Annotated in this window: 11 protein-coding genes; 8 read left to right on the plus strand and 3 right to left on the minus strand. The window is 74.2% G+C overall.

What is annotated here, in order from left to right:
• Positions 1 to 50: 50 nt before the first annotated feature.
• Positions 51 to 881: a hypothetical protein gene (locus ACIGW2_RS17635; protein ID WP_399844363.1), complete on the plus strand. Its 831-nt coding sequence runs from the start codon at positions 51 to 53 to the stop codon at positions 879 to 881.
• A 107-nt stretch (positions 882 to 988) separates the two neighbouring features.
• On the opposite strand, the gene ACIGW2_RS17640 is transcribed toward ACIGW2_RS17635, so the two are convergent.
• The 3 genes from ACIGW2_RS17640 to ACIGW2_RS17650 form a co-directional block, all read right to left on the minus strand.
• Positions 989 to 2,449 carry a glutamate synthase subunit beta gene (locus tag ACIGW2_RS17640; protein ID WP_361588233.1) on the minus strand — a complete coding sequence of 487 codons (1,461 nt, stop codon included), beginning with the start codon at positions 2,447 to 2,449 and terminating at the stop codon, positions 989 to 991.
• Entirely contained in the window at positions 2,442 to 7,022 is a 4,581-nt protein-coding gene (gene gltB, locus ACIGW2_RS17645) for a glutamate synthase large subunit (protein ID WP_391655173.1), read from the minus strand. Before gltB ends, ACIGW2_RS17640 begins: the two co-directional genes overlap by 8 nt.
• A 523-nt stretch (positions 7,023 to 7,545) precedes the next feature.
• Entirely contained in the window at positions 7,546 to 8,274 is a 729-nt protein-coding gene (locus ACIGW2_RS17650) for a VIT1/CCC1 transporter family protein (RefSeq protein ID WP_391655172.1), read from the minus strand.
• A gap of 261 nt (positions 8,275 to 8,535) precedes the next feature.
• On the opposite strand from ACIGW2_RS17650, the gene ACIGW2_RS17655 reads away from it, so the two are divergent.
• The 7 genes from ACIGW2_RS17655 to ACIGW2_RS17685 are packed head-to-tail and all read left to right on the plus strand — an operon-like array spanning position 8,536 to position 16,397.
• Positions 8,536 to 9,612 (plus strand): ADP-ribosylglycohydrolase family protein, encoded by a 1,077-nt coding sequence (locus ACIGW2_RS17655; RefSeq protein WP_391655171.1) that lies wholly within the window; start codon positions 8,536 to 8,538, stop codon positions 9,610 to 9,612.
• Complete coding sequence (locus tag ACIGW2_RS17660; protein ID WP_391655170.1) at positions 9,612 to 10,943, plus strand: ADP-ribosylglycohydrolase family protein; 1,332 nt, start codon at positions 9,612 to 9,614, stop codon at positions 10,941 to 10,943. The genes ACIGW2_RS17655 and ACIGW2_RS17660 overlap by 1 nt, the downstream gene beginning before the upstream one ends.
• Positions 10,912 to 12,075 carry an ADP-ribosylglycohydrolase family protein gene (locus ACIGW2_RS17665; RefSeq protein ID WP_391655169.1) on the plus strand — a complete coding sequence of 388 codons (1,164 nt, stop codon included), beginning with the start codon at positions 10,912 to 10,914 and terminating at the stop codon, positions 12,073 to 12,075. Before ACIGW2_RS17660 ends, ACIGW2_RS17665 begins: the two co-directional genes overlap by 32 nt.
• Entirely contained in the window at positions 12,072 to 13,466 is a 1,395-nt protein-coding gene (locus ACIGW2_RS17670) for an ADP-ribosylglycohydrolase family protein (RefSeq protein WP_391655168.1), read from the plus strand. The genes ACIGW2_RS17665 and ACIGW2_RS17670 overlap by 4 nt, the downstream gene beginning before the upstream one ends.
• On the plus strand, positions 13,463 to 14,356 hold the full coding sequence (gene rbsK, locus ACIGW2_RS17675; RefSeq protein WP_391655167.1) for a ribokinase: 894 nt from the start codon (positions 13,463 to 13,465) through the stop codon (positions 14,354 to 14,356). Before ACIGW2_RS17670 ends, rbsK begins: the two co-directional genes overlap by 4 nt.
• Positions 14,353 to 15,591, plus strand: a complete 1,239-nt coding sequence (locus ACIGW2_RS17680; protein WP_391655166.1) for a CaiB/BaiF CoA transferase family protein — start codon at positions 14,353 to 14,355, stop codon at positions 15,589 to 15,591. The genes rbsK and ACIGW2_RS17680 overlap by 4 nt, the downstream gene beginning before the upstream one ends.
• On the plus strand, positions 15,588 to 16,397 hold the full coding sequence (locus ACIGW2_RS17685) for an HpcH/HpaI aldolase/citrate lyase family protein (RefSeq protein ID WP_399844367.1): 810 nt from the start codon (positions 15,588 to 15,590) through the stop codon (positions 16,395 to 16,397). The genes ACIGW2_RS17680 and ACIGW2_RS17685 overlap by 4 nt, the downstream gene beginning before the upstream one ends.
• Positions 16,398 to 16,433: the final 36 nt, after the last annotated feature.

The following is a 16,433-nucleotide window of genomic DNA, read 5'->3' on the forward strand; positions in this document are numbered from 1 at the left end:
GGGTACGGGATCCGGCCGGGGGTCACGGCCCGGCTGGGTACCCTCACCGGGTGACCCGGCCCCGGACCCCGTACCGCCCGCTCGACATCACCGTCCCGTTCCCCGAGCTGTCCGCCCACGCCCGCACGGCGACCCGGCTGCACCCGCGCCCGGGCACGCCGACGGCGGCCGGCAGCTCGGTGGGCGGGCCACTGCTGTGGCCGGCGGCGGAGGCGTGGCCGGTGTGCGGGGAACACGGCGGCGCCCCGCTGCTGCCGCTCGCCCAGTTCCACGTCCGCGACGTCCCGGACCTGGCCCCCTTCGCGCCGCCGGGCACGGACCTGCTCCAGGTCCTGTGGTGCCCGCGGTACGCGCACGAGGACGGCCCCTTCAGCCACTTCGGCCCGTACACCCGCCTGGTGTGGCGCCGGGCGGCCGAGGTGACCGGCCCGCTCGCCGTACCGTCGCCGCCGCCCGTGGCCGAGGAGCGGTACGTACCGGTGCCGTGCGTGCTGCATCCCGAGCAGGTGGTCGAGTACCCGTGGGCGGACTACCTGCCCGGCCCGCTCGTCGCCCGGATCGACGCCTGGGAGGACGGCCTCCGCGCCCGGACCGGCGACGCCGCCCCCTGCTACCAGTACGACCTCTCCCTCGCCCCCGGCTGGAAGATCGGCGGCTGGGACTCCTGGCACAGGACGGACCTGGTCCCGCTCTTCTGCGCCGCCTGCGGGACGGAGATGCGGGTGCTGCTGACGCTCGACGCGTACGAGAGTGACGGCAGCTGGGGCCCGTATCCGGACCCGCGCGTCCACGCCCCGACCGGCGTCGACCTGGGCCGCGACTACCGCGCCTTCGTCTGTCCGGCCGATCCCACCCACCCGCACCGGATGAGCATGCAGTGAACGCGCCGCGGCGCCTACCCAGTCGTCCAGGTCGGGGACAGTGGGGCAAGCGCCGCGCTCAGTTCCGCACGTCGTTGTGCGGGACGGATGAGGGGTGATCCGCGGGATCAGACCGTCAGGGCACGGTCCGTCGGGCGGATCGGGGCCGGCAGGGAGCTGGCGCCCGTGAGGAAGCGGTCCACGCCGCGGGCGGCCGAGCGGCCCTCCGCGATGGCCCACACGATCAGGGACTGACCGCGGCCGGCGTCACCGGCGACGAAGACGCCATCGACGTTGGTGGCGAAGTCCGCGTCACGCGCGATGTTACCCCGCTCGTCGAGGTCCAGACCAAACTGCGCGACCAGGCCGTTCTCCACGTCCGTGCCGGTGAAGCCCATCGCGAGCGTGACCAGCTGGGCGGGGATCTTCCGCTCCGTGCCCGGCTTCTGGGTCAGCTTGCCGTCCACGAACTCGACCTCGACCAGGTGCAGGAACTGGACGTTGCCGTCCTCGTCGCCCTCGAAGTGGGTGGTGGAGACGGAGTAGACCCGCTCGCCGCCCTCCTCGTGGGCCGAGGTGACCTTGTAGAGCATGGGGAAGGTCGGCCAGGGCTGGCCGGCGCTGCGCTCCTCGCCCGGCCTCGGCATGATCTCCAGCTGGGTGACGGAGGCCGCGCCCTGGCGGTGCGCCGTGCCGACGCAGTCCGCGCCGGTGTCGCCGCCGCCGATGACGACCACGTGCTTGCCCTCGGCGGTGATCGGCGGGGTGACGAAGTCGCCCTCCTGCACCTTGTTGGCGAGCGGCAGGTACTCCATCGCCTGGTACACGCCCTTGAGTTCGCGGCCCGGCACGGGCAGGTCGCGGGCGGTGGTGGCGCCGGCGGCGACCACGACCGCGTCGAAGCGCTTGCGCAGGTCGGTCGCGGTGATGTCGCGGCCCACCTCGATGCCGGTGCGGAACTTGGTGCCCTCCGCGCGCATCTGCTCGATGCGGCGGTTGATGTGCCGCTTCTCCATCTTGAACTCGGGGATGCCGTAGCGCAGCAGACCGCCGATGCGGTCGGCCCGCTCGTACACCACCACGGTGTGGCCGGCCCGGGTCAGCTGCTGGGCGGCGGCGAGTCCCGCCGGGCCCGAGCCGATCACGGCGACGGTCTTGCCGGAGAGGCGCTCGGGCGCCTGCGGCCTGACGTCACCGCCGTCCCACGCCTTGTCGATGATGGAGACCTCGACGTTCTTGATGGTGACGGCCGGCTGGTTGATGCCGAGCACGCACGCCGCCTCGCACGGGGCCGGGCAGAGCCGGCCCGTGAACTCCGGGAAGTTGTTCGTGGCGTGCAGCCGCTCCGAGGCCGCCTGCCAGTCCTCGCGGTAGGCGTAGTCGTTCCACTCGGGGATCAGGTTCCCCAGCGGGCAGCCGTTGTGGCAGAACGGGATGCCGCAGTCCATGCAGCGGCCGGCCTGCTTGCTGATGATCGGCAGCAGGGAGCCGGGGACGTAGACCTCGTTCCAGTCCTTGACGCGCTCGGCCACGGGGCGGGTCTTGGCGACCTCGCGACCGGTGGTGAGAAAGCCCTTCGGGTCAGCCATGGGTCGCCGCCTCCATCATCTTCTCGGTGGTCTCGGCCTCGGAGAGGCCGGCGAGCTCAGCGGCGTCCTTGGCGGCGAGCACTGCCTTGTACGTGGTGGGGATGATCTTGCTGAAGCGGGCCGCGGCGGCGTCCCAGTCGGCGAGCAGCTTCTCGGCGACCGTGGAGCCGGTCTCCTCGTGGTGACGGCGCACGACGTCGTGCAGCCACGCCTTGTCGGCGTCCGAGGGGGCCTCGATGGCGCCCAGGTTGCCGGAGTTGACGTTGTCCCGGTTCAGGTCGATCACGTAGGCGACGCCGCCGGACATGCCGGCCGCGAAGTTGCGGCCGGTCTCGCCGAGGACGACCGCGGTGCCGCCGGTCATGTACTCGCAGCCGTGGTCGCCCACGCCCTCGGAGACGACCAGGGCGCCGGAGTTGCGGACGCAGAAGCGCTCGCCGGTGCGGCCGCGCAGGAACAGCTCGCCGCCGGTCGCGCCGTAGGCGATGGTGTTGCCCGCGATGGTCGAGTACTCGGCCAGGTGGTCGGCGCCGCGGTCCGGGCGGACGATCACGCGGCCGCCGGACAGGCCCTTGCCGACGTAGTCGTTGGCGTCGCCCTCCAGGCGCAGGGTGACACCGGCCGGCAGGAAGGCGCCGAAGGACTGGCCCGCGGAGCCCGTGAAGGTGATGTCGATGGTGTCGGCCGGCAGGCCGGCGCCGCCGAAGCGCTTGGTCACGTGGTGGCCGAGCATGGTGCCGACGGTCCGGTTGATGTTCCGGATCGCGACCTGGGCGCGGACCGGCTGGGCCTCCTCGGCGGAGGCGGCGTTCAGGGCCTCGGCGGCGAGCTCGATCAGCTCGTTGTCGAGGGCCTTCTCCAGGCCGTGGTCCTGCTCGACCAGGGCGTGGCGGACCGCGCCGTCGGGCAGCGCCGGCACGTGGAAGAGCGGCTCCAGGTCCAGGCCCTGCGCCTTCCAGTGGGAGACGGCACGGCTGGTGTCGAGCAGCTCGGCGTGGCCGACGGCCTCCTCGATCGAGCGGAAGCCCAGCTCGGCGAGGAGCTCGCGGACCTCCTGCGCAATGAACTCGAAGAAGTTGACGACGTACTCGGCCTTGCCGGAGAAGCGCTCGCGCAGCACCGGGTTCTGGGTGGCGATGCCGACCGGGCAGGTGTCCAGGTGGCAGACGCGCATCATGACGCAGCCGGAGACGACGAGCGGCGCGGTGGCGAAGCCGAACTCCTCGGCGCCGAGCAGCGCGGCGATGACGACGTCGCGCCCGGTCTTGAGCTGGCCGTCGGTCTGCACGACGATGCGGTCGCGCAGGCCGTTGAGCAGCAGGGTCTGCTGGGTCTCGGCGAGACCGAGCTCCCAGGGGCCGCCCGCGTGCTTCAGCGAGGTCAGCGGCGAGGCGCCGGTGCCGCCGTCGTGGCCGGAGATGAGCACGACGTCCGCGTGGGCCTTGGACACGCCGGCCGCGACCGTGCCGACGCCGACCTCGGAGACCAGCTTCACGTGGATGCGGGCCGCCGGGTTGGCGTTCTTGAGGTCGTGGATCAGCTGCGCCAGGTCCTCGATGGAGTAGATGTCGTGGTGCGGCGGCGGGGAGATCAGGCCGACGCCCGGCGTCGAGTGACGCGTCTTGGCGACCCACGGGTAGACCTTGTGGCCGGGCAGCTGGCCGCCCTCGCCGGGCTTGGCGCCCTGGGCCATCTTGATCTGGATGTCGTCCGCGTTGACCAGGTACTCGCTCGTCACGCCGAAGCGGCCGGAGGCGACCTGCTTGATCGCGGAGCGGCGCGCCGGGTCGTACAGGCGCTCCGGGTCCTCGCCGCCCTCACCGGTGTTGGACTTGCCGCCCAGCTGGTTCATGGCGATGGCGAGGGTCTCGTGGGCCTCGCGCGAGATGGAGCCGTAGGACATGGCGCCGGTGGAGAAGCGCTTGACGATCTCGGAGACCGGCTCGACCTCGTCGACCGGGATCGGGGTGCGGCCCTCGGTGGCGAAGCCGAAGAGGCCGCGGAGCGTCATCAGGCGCTCGGACTGCTCGTCGACCCGCTGGGTGTACTTCTTGAAGATGTCGTACCGCTTGGCGCGCGTGGCGTGCTGGAGGCGGAAGACGGTCTCCGGGTCGAACAGGTGCGGCTCGCCCTCGCGGCGCCACTGGTACTCGCCGCCGATCTCCAGGGCGCGGTGCGCCGAGGGGATGCCGGTGGCCGGGTACGCCTTGGCGTGGCGGGCGGCGACCTCGCGGGCGATGACGTCGAGGCCCGCGCCGCCGATCTTGGTGGCGGTGCCGTTGAAGTACTTCTCGACGAAGGCGGTGTCGAGGCCGACGGCCTCGAAGACCTGGGCGCCGCGGTAGGAGGCGACGGTGGAGATGCCCATCTTGGACATGACCTTGAGGACGCCCTTGCCGAGGGCGTAGATCAGGTTCCGGATGGCCTGCTCGGGCTCGATGCCCTCGATGAAGGTGCCGGCCCGGACCAGGTCCTCGACGGACTCCATGGCCAGGTACGGGTTGACGGCGGCGGCGCCGTAGCCGATGAGCAGGGCGACGTGGTGGACCTCGCGGACGTCGCCGGCCTCGACCAGCAGGCCCACCTTGGTGCGCTGCTTGGTGCGGATGAGGTGGTGGTGGACGGCCGCGGTGAGCAGCAGCGACGGGATCGGCGCCTGCTCGGCGTCCGAGTGCCGGTCGGACAGGACGATCAGGCGGGCGCCGCCCTCGATCGCCGCGTCGGCCTCGGCGCAGATCTCCTCGATGCGGGCGGCGAGCGCGTCGCCGCCGCCGGAGACCCGGTAGAGGCCGGACAGGGTCACGGCCTTCATGCCGGGCATGTCGCCGTCGGCGTTGATGTGGATGAGCTTGGCCAGCTCGTCGTTGTCGATCACCGGGAAGGGCAGGGTGACCGAGCGGCAGGAGGCCGCGGTCGGGTCGAGCAGGTTGCTGCCCGGGCCGAGGGAGGAGCGCAGCGAGGTGACGAGCTCCTCGCGGATGGCGTCCAGCGGAGGGTTGGTGACCTGCGCGAACAGTTGGGTGAAGTAGTCGAAGAGCAGCCGCGGGCGCTCGGACAGGGCCGCGATCGGCGAGTCCGTGCCCATGGAGCCGATCGGCTCGGCGCCGGTGCGGGCCATCGGGGCGAGGATGACGCGGAGCTCTTCCTCGGTGTAGCCGAAGGTCTGCTGGCGGCGGGTGACCGAGGCGTGGGTGTGCACGATGTGCTCGCGCTCGGGGAGGTCGGAGAGCTCGATCTCGCCGGTCTCCAGCCACTCGGCGTAGGGCTGCTCGGCGGCGAGGGCGGCCTTGATCTCGTCGTCCTCGATGATCCGGTGCTCGGCGGTGTCGACGAGGAACATCTTGCCGGGCTGGAGGCGGCCCTTGCGGACCACCTTGGCGGGGTCGATGTCGAGGACGCCGACCTCGGAGGAGAGGACGACGAGGCCGTCGTCGGTGACCCAGTAGCGGCCGGGGCGCAGACCGTTGCGGTCGAGGACCGCGCCGACCTGGGTGCCGTCGGTGAAGGTGACGCAGGCCGGGCCGTCCCAGGGCTCCATCAGGGTGGAGTGGTACTGGTAGAAGGCGCGCCGGGCCGGGTCCATGGAGTCGTGGTTCTCCCACGCCTCGGGGACCATCATCAGGACCGCGTGCGGGAGCGAACGGCCGCCGAGGTGGAGCAGCTCCAGGACCTCGTCGAAGGAGGCCGAGTCGGAGGCGTCCGGGGTGCAGACGGGGAAGATGCGCTCGATGCCGCGGCCGTCGGCGCCGGTCCCGAAGACGTCGCCGGCCAGCTGGGCCTCGCGGGCGGTCATCCAGTTGCGGTTGCCCTTGACCGTGTTGATCTCGCCGTTGTGGGCGACGAAGCGGTACGGGTGGGCGAGCGGCCAGCTCGGGAAGGTGTTGGTGGAGAACCGGGAGTGGACGAGGGCCACGGCGCTGGCGCAGCGGCGGTCCGACAGGTCCGGGAAGAAGGGCTCCAGCTGGCCGGTGGTCAGCATGCCCTTGTAGACGATGGTGCGGGCGGAGAGCGACGGGAAGTAGGTGCCCGCCTCGCGCTCGGCGCGCTTGCGCAGGACGAAGGCCTTGCGGTCGAGGGCGATGCCCTCGGCCTCGCCGGCCGCGTCGGCGACGAAGAGCTGGCGGAAGACCGGCATGGTGGCGCGGGCGGAGGCGCCGAGCAGGTCGGGGGCGACGGGGACCTCGCGCCAGCCGAGGACGTTCAGACCCTCCTCGGACGCGATCGTCTCGATCTGCGAGACGGCCTGTGCGGAGCCGTCCGCGGGGAGGAAGGCGATGCCGACGGCGTACGAGCCGGCCGCGGGGAGCTCGAACCCGGTGACCTCGCGGAGGAAGGCGTCCGGGACCTGGAACAGGATGCCGGCACCGTCACCGGAGTCCGGCTCGGAGCCGGTGGCGCCGCGGTGCTCGAGGTTGCGCAGTACGGTCAGCGCCTGCTCGACCAGCTCGTGGCTGGCAACACCGGTGAGGGTGGCCACGAACCCGACACCACAGGCGTCGTGTTCGTTACGGGGGTCGTACATCCCCTGCGGGGCGGGGCGACCGTCCATGGGCGACCAGGCGTCGGAACGCATCGGCTCTCCCGTCGTCGTCGTGGCATATGCAGCAGCCGAGGGACGACGTTGGCCCTCCGCGAAATTTCGTGCAGGTTACATGATGGCTGGCTTCTCGGGAAGCGGATAGCGCATTCCAGCATGCGGACACCGTCGATACGGGCGGTGGCGGGTGGTTCAGCTGTGGGACACGGGAACGACGGCGTTTCCGTGGGGGACGGAGCGAGGAATCCGGGGTGATGCGGATCCTGGGCCGATCCGTCGCAGAGCGGGCTTCATTGCCCGCGGCGCTTGTGCCTCATGCCCGGCGAACGGAACTTCGAAACCGTCCGGTAACCGGCTAGATATGTGGAGCTCCGCATAGTGTCTCACCGGAGCGGCCGATCCGCCCAGGGAGATACGTCACAGAGACAGAACCGCCGGTCACGTGCGGGGGCGCGGTGCGGAGGCACGCCGGAAGCCCCCGGCACGGGCGGGCGCCGGGGGCTTCGGGAAGGTGCGGGGGGCTCCTGACGGGCGCGGGGCCGCCGGATGGGCGCGGGGCCTACAGGGCCGCCCCGAAGAGCATGCCGAGTCCGTACGTGACGGCGGCCGCGGCCCCGCCCAGGACGAGCTGGCGCAGCCCGCTGAACCACCAGCTGCGGGCGGTCACCCGGGCGACCAGGGCGCCGCAGGCGAAGAGCCCGAGGAGCGCGAGCAGCACCGCCGGCCAGAGCGCGGTGGCTCCGAGCAGGTACGGCAGGACGGGCAGCAGGGCGCCGAGGGCGAAGGAGGTGAAGGAGGACACGGCGGCGACCGTCGGCGACGGCAGGTCGTCGGGGTCGATGCCCAGCTCCTCGCGGGCGTGGATCTCCAGGGCCTGCTCCGGGTCGCGGGAGAGCTGCATCGCGACCTCGCGGGCGAGCGCGGGCTCGACACCCCGGGACACGTAGAGCGCGGCCAGCTCCTCCATCTCGTCGACCGGATGCTTGCGCAACTGGCGCCGCTCGACGTCGAGTTCGGCCTGCACCAGCTCGCGCTGCGAGGCGACCGAGGTGTATTCGCCGGCGGCCATCGAGAAGGCGCCGGCGGCCAGTCCGGCGAGACCGGTGATGACGATCGTCTGCGAGGAGACCGCGCCGCCGGCCACACCGGTCATCAGCGCCAGGTTGGAGACGAGTCCGTCCATCGCGCCGAAGACGGCGGGGCGCAGCCAGCCGCCGTTGACGTCACGGTGGGTGTGGTTGTCGCGGTGGGCCTCGTGGAGCGGTGCGACGGCTTCGATGATGGACATGCTTCTCCCCTGTGTGCGCTGCGGGTTCGGCAGCCCCGCCCCCTTCGACACCCTCGAAAATACGCCCGATGTAAGGGGCGCGCCAGCAAGGCAGGCCGTACTTAGTAAGGCTGACCTTGGTGTTTACGGGCGGGTGTCGACATGCTGACAGCACCTTGACGTCGCGCCTGACACGCCGTCACCCGGGTGACAGAAACGTTTCCGTGAGCGGTCGGGACCCCCGCGTGGCAGAGATGGGGCAGAGCACGGAAGGGGTACGGCATGACGACCGGCGACACGACTGTCACGGCGGGAACGACGGGGCCGGCAGGCGCGGCGGGGGCGGGGCGCGCGACGGCGGCGGAACCGGCGGGGGCCGCGGGCGAGGTGCGGGAACGCGGGCGGGGCGCGCTGCTCGGCCTCGCGGTGGGCGACGCGCTCGGCGCCCCCGCCGAGAACCTGCGCCCCTCCGAGATCCGCCGACGCTGGGGCCGGATCGAGGGCTTCGTGACGGACCGGCCGGCCGGCACCGACGACACCGAGTACGCGATCTTCTCGGGCCTGTTGCTCGCCCGGCACGGCTCGGCCCTCACCGTCGCCCATGTCGAACGCGCCTGGCACCACTGGATCGCCGACCTCGACGAGGGCCCGTTCCGGGGCGCGGGCTTCTCCGAGCGCGGCACCCTGGAGAACCTCCGCCGTGGCCTCGCCGCGCCGATCTCGGCCCAGCACCGGCACGCCTGGAGCGACGGCCTCGCGATGCGGGCGGCGCCCTTCGGGGTCTTCGCGGCGGGCCGCCCGGCGGAGGCGGCGCGGCTCGTCGCCATCGACGGCAGCGTCAGCCACGAGGGCGAGGGCATCTACGGCGGCCAGGCGGTGGCGGCGGGGGTCGCGGCGGCGATGGGCGGCGCGAGCGTCACCTCGGTCATCGCGGCCGCCCTCTCGGTGGTCCCGATGGACTCCTGGACCGCCCGCTCCATGCGCCGCGCGGTCGTCGCGGCGCAGCGCGTCGAGCCGGACCCGCTGACCCGCGAGCGCGCGGTCCGCTCGGCGGTCGTCATCGGCGGCTACCCCTGGACGGACCTCGCCCCCGAGGCCGTCGGCCTCGCCTTCGGCGCGTTCGCGGCGGCCCGCGGCGACTTCCGCACCGCGGTCCTCACCGCCGTCAACATGGGCCGCGACGCCGACACCACGGCCGCCGTCGCGGGCGCCCTGGCCGGCGCCCTCGGCGGCGCCGCCGCCATCCCGGACGGCTGGGCCTCCGCGATCCCGCCCGTCGCCGGCTCCTGCCTCCCCTCGATGCGCGGCTACCACGTCCTGGACATCGCCGACTTGCTCACCCCGGAGGTGGACGCCTGATGAGCGCGGACCTGACGACCACGACACCCACGACGCTGCCGGACACGACGACGGCGAACACGACGACGGCGACCGCGCCGCACGCCGGCGGCGAGGAGGCGGGCGACGGGAACCGTACGGGGACCGGCGGAAGGGTGCGGCGGGCGCCGGTGCTCGGGCTCGGGCCACGGGGCACGGGGCGCCGGGAGGGCATCGAGGGGGTGCTGCTGGGGCTGGCCGCGGGGGACGCCGCCGGGTGGCCTGCGGCGCGGCACCGGGCGGCCCGGATGCCGGAGTGGACCCGGCGGCTCACCCGGGAGCTGGACACCTTCGCCGAGGAGAACGCGACGACCACGCTGCCGGTGCCGATCGCGCTGAACCAGCCGCCGGAGCCGCTCCGGCTCGGTCCCTCGGACGACGCCGAGTGGGCGGTGTTCACCGCCGAGGCGCTGCTCGCGGCGACGGGGCCGCTGTTCCGTACGCTCGCGCCGGAGCGGCGGCTGCGGGCCGCCGTCGACCTCGCCTGGAACGCGCTCGCGAGCCAGGTCGCCGCGGCCGCCGACCGCGCGCCCGAGGTCGAGTCCGCGGTGCTCCCGCTGCGGGCCCGGATCTCGGTGCGGGCCGGGCTCGGCAATCTGGCGACCGGGCTGCGGCCGCCCGCGACCGGCCACGACAACCCGCACTACTTCGACGACGCGGCCTGTGTGCGCGCCGCCGTCCTGGCGCTCGTGCACCCCGGGGACCCGCACGCCGCCGCGGCCCTCGCCGAGTTCGACGCGCGCTACACCCAGGACGGCGACGGCGTGCACGGCGCCCGGGCCATGGCGGCGGCGGTCGCGGCCGCGCTCGGCGGGGCGCCCGCCGGGGAGGCGGTGGAGGCAGCGCTCGCACAGCTCCCGGCCGCGACGGAGATCGGCCGCAACGCCCACCACGCCCTGCGGCTCGCCCGCACCGCCGCCACCGCCTTCGAACTGGTCCCGCTCCTGGAGCACCAGATCGTGGACCACGTCTACAGCTACGGCATCGCCGCCGCCGAGACCCTCCCGGTCACCCTCGCGCTCGCGCTCGCCGCGCGCGGCGACATGACCGCCGCGGTGCCGGCCGCCGCCTGCCTGTCCCGGGTCGCCGACTCCGCCCCGGCGCTCGTGGGCGCGCTCACCGGCGCCCTGGGCGGCGGGAGTTCGGTGCCGGCGACCTGGCGGGCCGCCTGCCGCACCCTCGCGGGCTGCGCCCTGCCCCGCCTCGCGGGCACCGACCTGGTCGAACTCGCCGGTCTCCTGGCAGCCACGGAACCGGCCACCCCGGGTGGACAATTCCGGCATGACACCGCAAAGCAACCCCACGCTGGATGACCGGATCACCGGCAGCCTCCTCGGGGCCGCCGTGGGTGACGCCCTCGGCGGCCCCGTCGAGGGCTACACCCCGGAACAGATCGTGCGGCGCCACGGCGGCCGCGTCACCGGCATCGTCGGCCCCTGGAACGGCGACGACTGGCGCACCGCCCGCCCCATCGCCCCCTACCACAAGGGCGACGGGCACGTCACCGACGACACCCTGATGACCCACGCCCTGATCAGGGTGTACGAGAAGGTCCGCGACCACCTCGACGCCTACGCGATCGCCGAGCACCTGGTCCCCGAACTCATCGGCCGCCCGGTGTGGATCCCCGAACTGGAGGCGGAGGCCCTGCCCCTCCAGCGGGTCTTCCTGGCCGAGAAGTGGATCGTCGCCCGGCTCCACTACGGACACGCCGACCCGCGCGAGGCCGGCACCGGGAACATCGTCAACTGCGGGGCGGCGATGTACATGGCCCCGGTCGGCCTGGTCAACGCCGCCCACCCGGCCGCCGCCTACGCCGAGGCGCTGGACGTGGCCGGCGCCCACCAGTCCTCGTACGGCCGCGAGGCCGCCGGCGTCTTCGCCGCCGCCGTCGCCGCCGCCTGCACCCCCGGCGCGACCCCGCGCTCGGTGGTCGAGACGGCGCTCGCCCTCGCCAAGGACGGCACCCGCGCCGCCATCGAGGCGGCCTGCGAAGTCGGCGACGCCCACCGGGACTTCGAGACCGCGCTCGCCCCGCTGCGCCGGGCCGTCGCCCCCTTCGACTCGGTCGGCCCCGACTACCGCGCGCCCTCCCTGGACGCCCGCCGCCCCTCCCGTACGCACGCCATCGAGGAACTGCCCGTCGCCCTCGGCATGCTCCTGGTCGGCGACGGCGACTACCGCCGCTCCGTGCTCGGCGCCGTCAACTACGGGCGCGACTGCGACTCCATCGCCACCATGGCCGGCGCACTCGCCGGCGCCCTGCACGGCGAGTCCGCCGTCCCCGCCGAGTGGGCCAAGCGGGTCGCCGAGGCCAGCCGGCTCGACCTGCACGCCCCCGCCACCGCGCTCACCGCCGTCGCCCACGAGGTCTTCGCCCGCGACACGGCCCGCCGCTGCGCCCACGAGTCGGCCTGGGCGACCCTGACGGGCACGGCCCGATGACACCCCCTCCCCCCGCCCCGCTCCGGCTCACCTGGGTCCAGCCCGAGGACCTGGTGGGGCACGAGCTGCGGCAGGCGGCGGAGGACGGCCGGGACGCCCGCGCGCTCGCCGACCGCTGGCACGCCGCCGGCGGCCGGCCCGCACCGCCCTCCGCCGGCGCCTCCCCCACCCCGCGCCCGGAACTCCGCCCCCTGGCGGAGCGCCTCCTCGACGCCCTCGCCGCACTCCCCTCCCCCCTCGCCGCCCTGGAACCCACGCCCCTCGACGCGATCGTCGCCGCCTGCCCCGACTGGCCGTCCCCTCCCCGAAGCCCGGGCGCGGCGCGCCGGGACGGTGCCCTCCTCGACCGGCTGCACGCCGCCTGGCTGGGCCGCGCCGCCGGCTGCCTCCTCGGCAAGCCCGTGGAGAAGCTGCCCCTGCCCGCCATCCGCGCCCTCGCCCGCGCCACCGGCAACTGGCCGCCGCGCACCTGGTTCACCGCCCGCGGCGTCCCCGCCGAACTCCTCGCCGCCCACCCCTGGAACCGGCGCTCCGCCGCCACCTCCCTCGCCGAGAACATCGACGGCATGCCGGAGGACGACGACCTCAACTACCCCCTCCTCGCCCTGCTCCTCCTCCGGCGCCACGGGCGCGACTTCGACACCGCCGACGTCGCCCGCCTCTGGCTGGACGAACTGCCCGCCGGCCGCACCTTCACCGCCGAGCGGATCGCCTACCGCAACCTCCTCGACGGCGTCGAACCCCCGCACACCGCCTCCCGCCGCAACCCCTTCCGCGAGTGGATCGGCGCCCAGATCCGCGCCGACGTGCACGGCTGGACCCATCCCGGCGACCCCGGCGCCGCCGCCCGCCAGGCCCACCGCGACGCCGTGCTCACCCACACCGGGAACGGCGTGTACGGCGCGATGTTCGCCGCCGCCACGATCGCCGCCGCCGCGGGCGGCACCGCCGACGTGCACACCGCCCTCGCCGCGGGGCTCTCCGTCGTCCCCCCGGAGTCACGGCTCGCCCGCGCCGTGCGCTCGGCCATCGAGACGGCCCGCGCCCACCCGGACTTCGACACCGTCGTGGACCGGCTCCACGCCGAGCTCGGCGGGTATCACTGGGTCCATGCCGTCCCCAACGCCGCCCTGCTCGCCGCCGCGCTCACCCATGCCGACGGCGACTTCACGCGCTCCATCGGCGCGGCCGTCTCCGGCGGGTGGGACACCGACTCCAACGGCGCCACCGCCGGCTCGGTCGCCGGACTGCTCGCCGGACACCCCGACCGGCTCCCCGACTCCTGGACCTCCCCCCTCAAGAACCGGCTCTCGACCTCGGTGCCGTCCTTCGACGGCATCGGCTTCGACGCCCTGGCCGCACTGACGCACTCGGAGGCAGTACGCCCATGACCAGCAGCATCGTCGTGCTCGGCAGCACGAACATGGACCTCGTGGCCTACGTGGCCAAGGCACCCGCCCGCGGCGAGACCGTCACCGGCCGCGAGTTCCGCACCGTGCCCGGCGGCAAGGGCGCCAACCAAGCCGTCGCCGCCGCCCGGGCCGGCGCCGAGGTGTCGATGATCGGCGCGGTCGGCGCCGACGACTTCGGCGTCCGGATGCGGGCCGCGCTCGAACACAGCGGCGTCGACACCGATCTGCTGCGCACCGTCGAGGGCCCCTCCGGCACCGCCCACATCGTCGTCGACGACGAGGGCGGCAACGCGATCGTCGTCGTCCCCGGCGCCAACGGCACCGTCACCTCCCTCGACCACGGCGACGAGGCCCTGATCGGCACCGCCGACGCCCTGCTCCTCCAGCTCGAACTCCCCCTCTCCGTGGTCGTCGAGGGCGCCGTCGCCGCCCGCGAGCGCGGCGTCCGCACCCTCCTCACCCCCTCCCCCGTCCAGCCCCTCCCTCCCGAACTCCTCGCCGCCACCGACCTCCTGGTGCCGAACGAGCACGAGGCCGCCGCCCTCACCGGCGAGACCGACCCGGCCGCCGCCGCCCGCGCCCTGCTCGACCAGGTGCCCGAGGTGGTCGTCACCCTCGGCGCGGCCGGCTGCCTCCACGCCGTCCGCGGCGGCGAACCGCTGACCGTGCCCGCGCCCCGCGTCCGGGCCGTGGACACCACCGCCGCCGGCGACACCTTCGCCGGGGTCCTGGCCGTGGCCCTCACCGAGGGCCGCCCCATGCCGGAGGCCCTCGCCTGGGCCTCGGCGGCCGCCGCCCTCTCGGTGCAGCACGAGGGCGCGTCGACCTCGATGCCGTACCGCGCCGCGATCGAGGCGGCCCTCTCATGACCGCCCGCACGAGCCCCGCCCCCGCCGGCCCCGCCGCCGCGGACGGGCCGCGCCCGCCGCTCCACGGACTGCGCGTCCTCGACCTCGCCACCCTCTTCGCGGGCCCGCTCGCCGCGATGATGCTCGGCGACTTCGGGGCCGAGGTCGTCAAGGTCGAGCACCCCCGCAAGCCCGACCCCTCGCGCGGCCACGGCCCCGCCAAGGACGGCGTCGGACTCTGGTGGAAGGTCCTCGGCCGCAACAAGCGCACCATGACCCTCGACCTGTCCACCCCCGGCGGCCGCGACACCCTGCTCCGGCTCGCCGCCTCGGCCGACGTGATCGTGGAGAACTTCCGCCCCGGCACCCTGGAACGCTGGGGCCTCGGCTGGGAGGAACTCTCCACCGTCAACCCGCGTCTGGTGCTCGCCCGGGTCACCGGCTTCGGGCAGTTCGGCCCGTACGCCCACCGGCCCGGCTTCGGGACCCTCGCCGAGGCCATGAGCGGCTTCGCCGCCATCACCGGCGAGCCGGACGGACCGCCGACCCTGCCGCCCTTCGGCCTCGCCGACTCGATCGCCGCCCTCGCCACCGCGTACGCCGTGATGACCGCGCTCACCGCCAGGCACACCACCGGCCAGGGCCAGGTCGTCGACATGGCCATCATCGAACCGATGCTCTCCGTCATCGGCCCCCACCCCCTCTGGTACGACCAGCTCGGCTACGTCCAGCCGCGCACCGGCAACCGCTCCCGCAACAACGCACCCCGCAACACCTACACGACCTCCGACGGCTCCTGGGTCGCCGTCTCCACCTCCGCCCAGTCGATCGCCGAACGCGTGCTGCGCCTGGTCGGCCGGCCGGAGCTGATCGACGAGCCCTGGTTCGCCACCGGCACCGGCCGGGCCGAGCACGCCGACGTCCTCGACGAGGCCGTGGGCTCCTGGATCGCCCGCCACACCCGCGACGAGGCCATGGCCGCCTTCGAGAAGGCCGAAGCCGCGATCGCCCCCGTCTACGACGTCCGCGACGTCCTCGACGACCCCCAGTTCCAGGCCCTCGGCACCGTCACCGAGGTGCCGGACCCGGAGCTCGGCCCGATCCGGATGCAGAACGTGCTCTTCCGGCTCTCCGACACCCCCGGCGCCATCCGCTGGACCGGCCGCCCGCACGGCGCCGACACCCACGCCCTCCTCACCGAACTCGGTCTCCGCCCCGACGAGATCGCCGCCCTGCGCGCCGAAGGAGCCGTATGACCCCCGACCGGCCCGTCCCGCTCACCTGGCTCTACGCCCCCGGCGACCGCCCCGACGTGGTCCGCAAGGCCCTGGCCTCCGGCGCCGACGTCGTCATCGTCGACCTGGAGGACGCGGTGGCCCCCGACCGCCGGGGCTACGCCCTCGCGGCCACCCGCGAACTGCTCTCCGACCCCCAGCCCGTACCGGTCCACGTCCGTGTGCACGCACCACGCGACATCCCCTCCCTGGTCTCCCTGCCCGGACTCGTCGCTCTGCGTGTTCCCAAGGTGACACACCCCACTGACATCGCCCGGATCGCCGAGATCTCCGCGGGCCTCCCGCTCTACCCGCTCCTGGAGAACGCCCTCGCCGTCGAGCACGCCCACGCCATCGCCGTCGCCCACCCCTCGGTCCACGGCATCGCCCTCGGCGAGGCCGACCTCGCCGCCGACCTGGGCGTACGCGAGGACCGCGGGCTCGACTGGCCGCGCAGCCGGGTCGTGGTCGCCGCCCGCGCCGCCGCCCTGCCGCCGCCCGCGCAGTCCGTCCACCCCGACGTCCGCGACCTGGACGGGCTCGCCGCGAGCTGCGCCCGGGGCCGCGCGCTCGGCTTCCTGGGGCGCACCGCGATCCACCCCCGCCAGCTCCCGGTGATCGAGCGGGCCTATCTGCCGGCCCCCGACGAGATCGCCGCGGCCGAGGAGGTGGTGAAGGCGGCCGAGGCCCAGGAGGGCGCCCTCGCGCTGCCGGACGGGCGCTTCGTCGACGCGGCCGTGGTGACCCGCGCCCGCCGGGTGCTCGCGCTGGCCGCCCGGAGGTCCTGAGCCCGGGAACGGCGGAGGGCCGCCGGAACCCTCGGT

Origin of the sequence: Streptomyces sp. NPDC053541, assembly GCF_044544705.1 — a bacterium.
Classification (GTDB): Bacteria; Actinomycetota; Actinomycetes; order Streptomycetales; family Streptomycetaceae; genus Streptomyces.

Excerpts from the sequence above, each read along its gene's own strand:
- ACIGW2_RS17640 (WP_361588233.1), bottom strand. The coding sequence starts at position 2,449 with ATGGCTGACCCGAAGGGCTTTCTCACCACCGGTCGCGAGGTCGCCAAG.
- gltB (WP_391655173.1), bottom strand. The coding sequence starts at position 7,022 with ATGCGTTCCGACGCCTGGTCGCCCATGGACGGTCGCCCCGCCCCGCAG.
- ACIGW2_RS17650 (WP_391655172.1), bottom strand. The coding sequence starts at position 8,274 with ATGTCCATCATCGAAGCCGTCGCACCGCTCCACGAGGCCCACCGCGAC.
- ACIGW2_RS17655 (WP_391655171.1), top strand. The coding sequence starts at position 8,536 with ATGACGACCGGCGACACGACTGTCACGGCGGGAACGACGGGGCCGGCA.
- ACIGW2_RS17660 (WP_391655170.1), top strand. The coding sequence starts at position 9,612 with ATGAGCGCGGACCTGACGACCACGACACCCACGACGCTGCCGGACACG.
- ACIGW2_RS17665 (WP_391655169.1), top strand. The coding sequence starts at position 10,912 with ATGACACCGCAAAGCAACCCCACGCTGGATGACCGGATCACCGGCAGC.
- ACIGW2_RS17670 (WP_391655168.1), top strand. The coding sequence starts at position 12,072 with ATGACACCCCCTCCCCCCGCCCCGCTCCGGCTCACCTGGGTCCAGCCC.
- rbsK (WP_391655167.1), top strand. The coding sequence starts at position 13,463 with ATGACCAGCAGCATCGTCGTGCTCGGCAGCACGAACATGGACCTCGTG.
- ACIGW2_RS17680 (WP_391655166.1), top strand. The coding sequence starts at position 14,353 with ATGACCGCCCGCACGAGCCCCGCCCCCGCCGGCCCCGCCGCCGCGGAC.
- ACIGW2_RS17685 (WP_399844367.1), top strand. The coding sequence starts at position 15,588 with ATGACCCCCGACCGGCCCGTCCCGCTCACCTGGCTCTACGCCCCCGGC.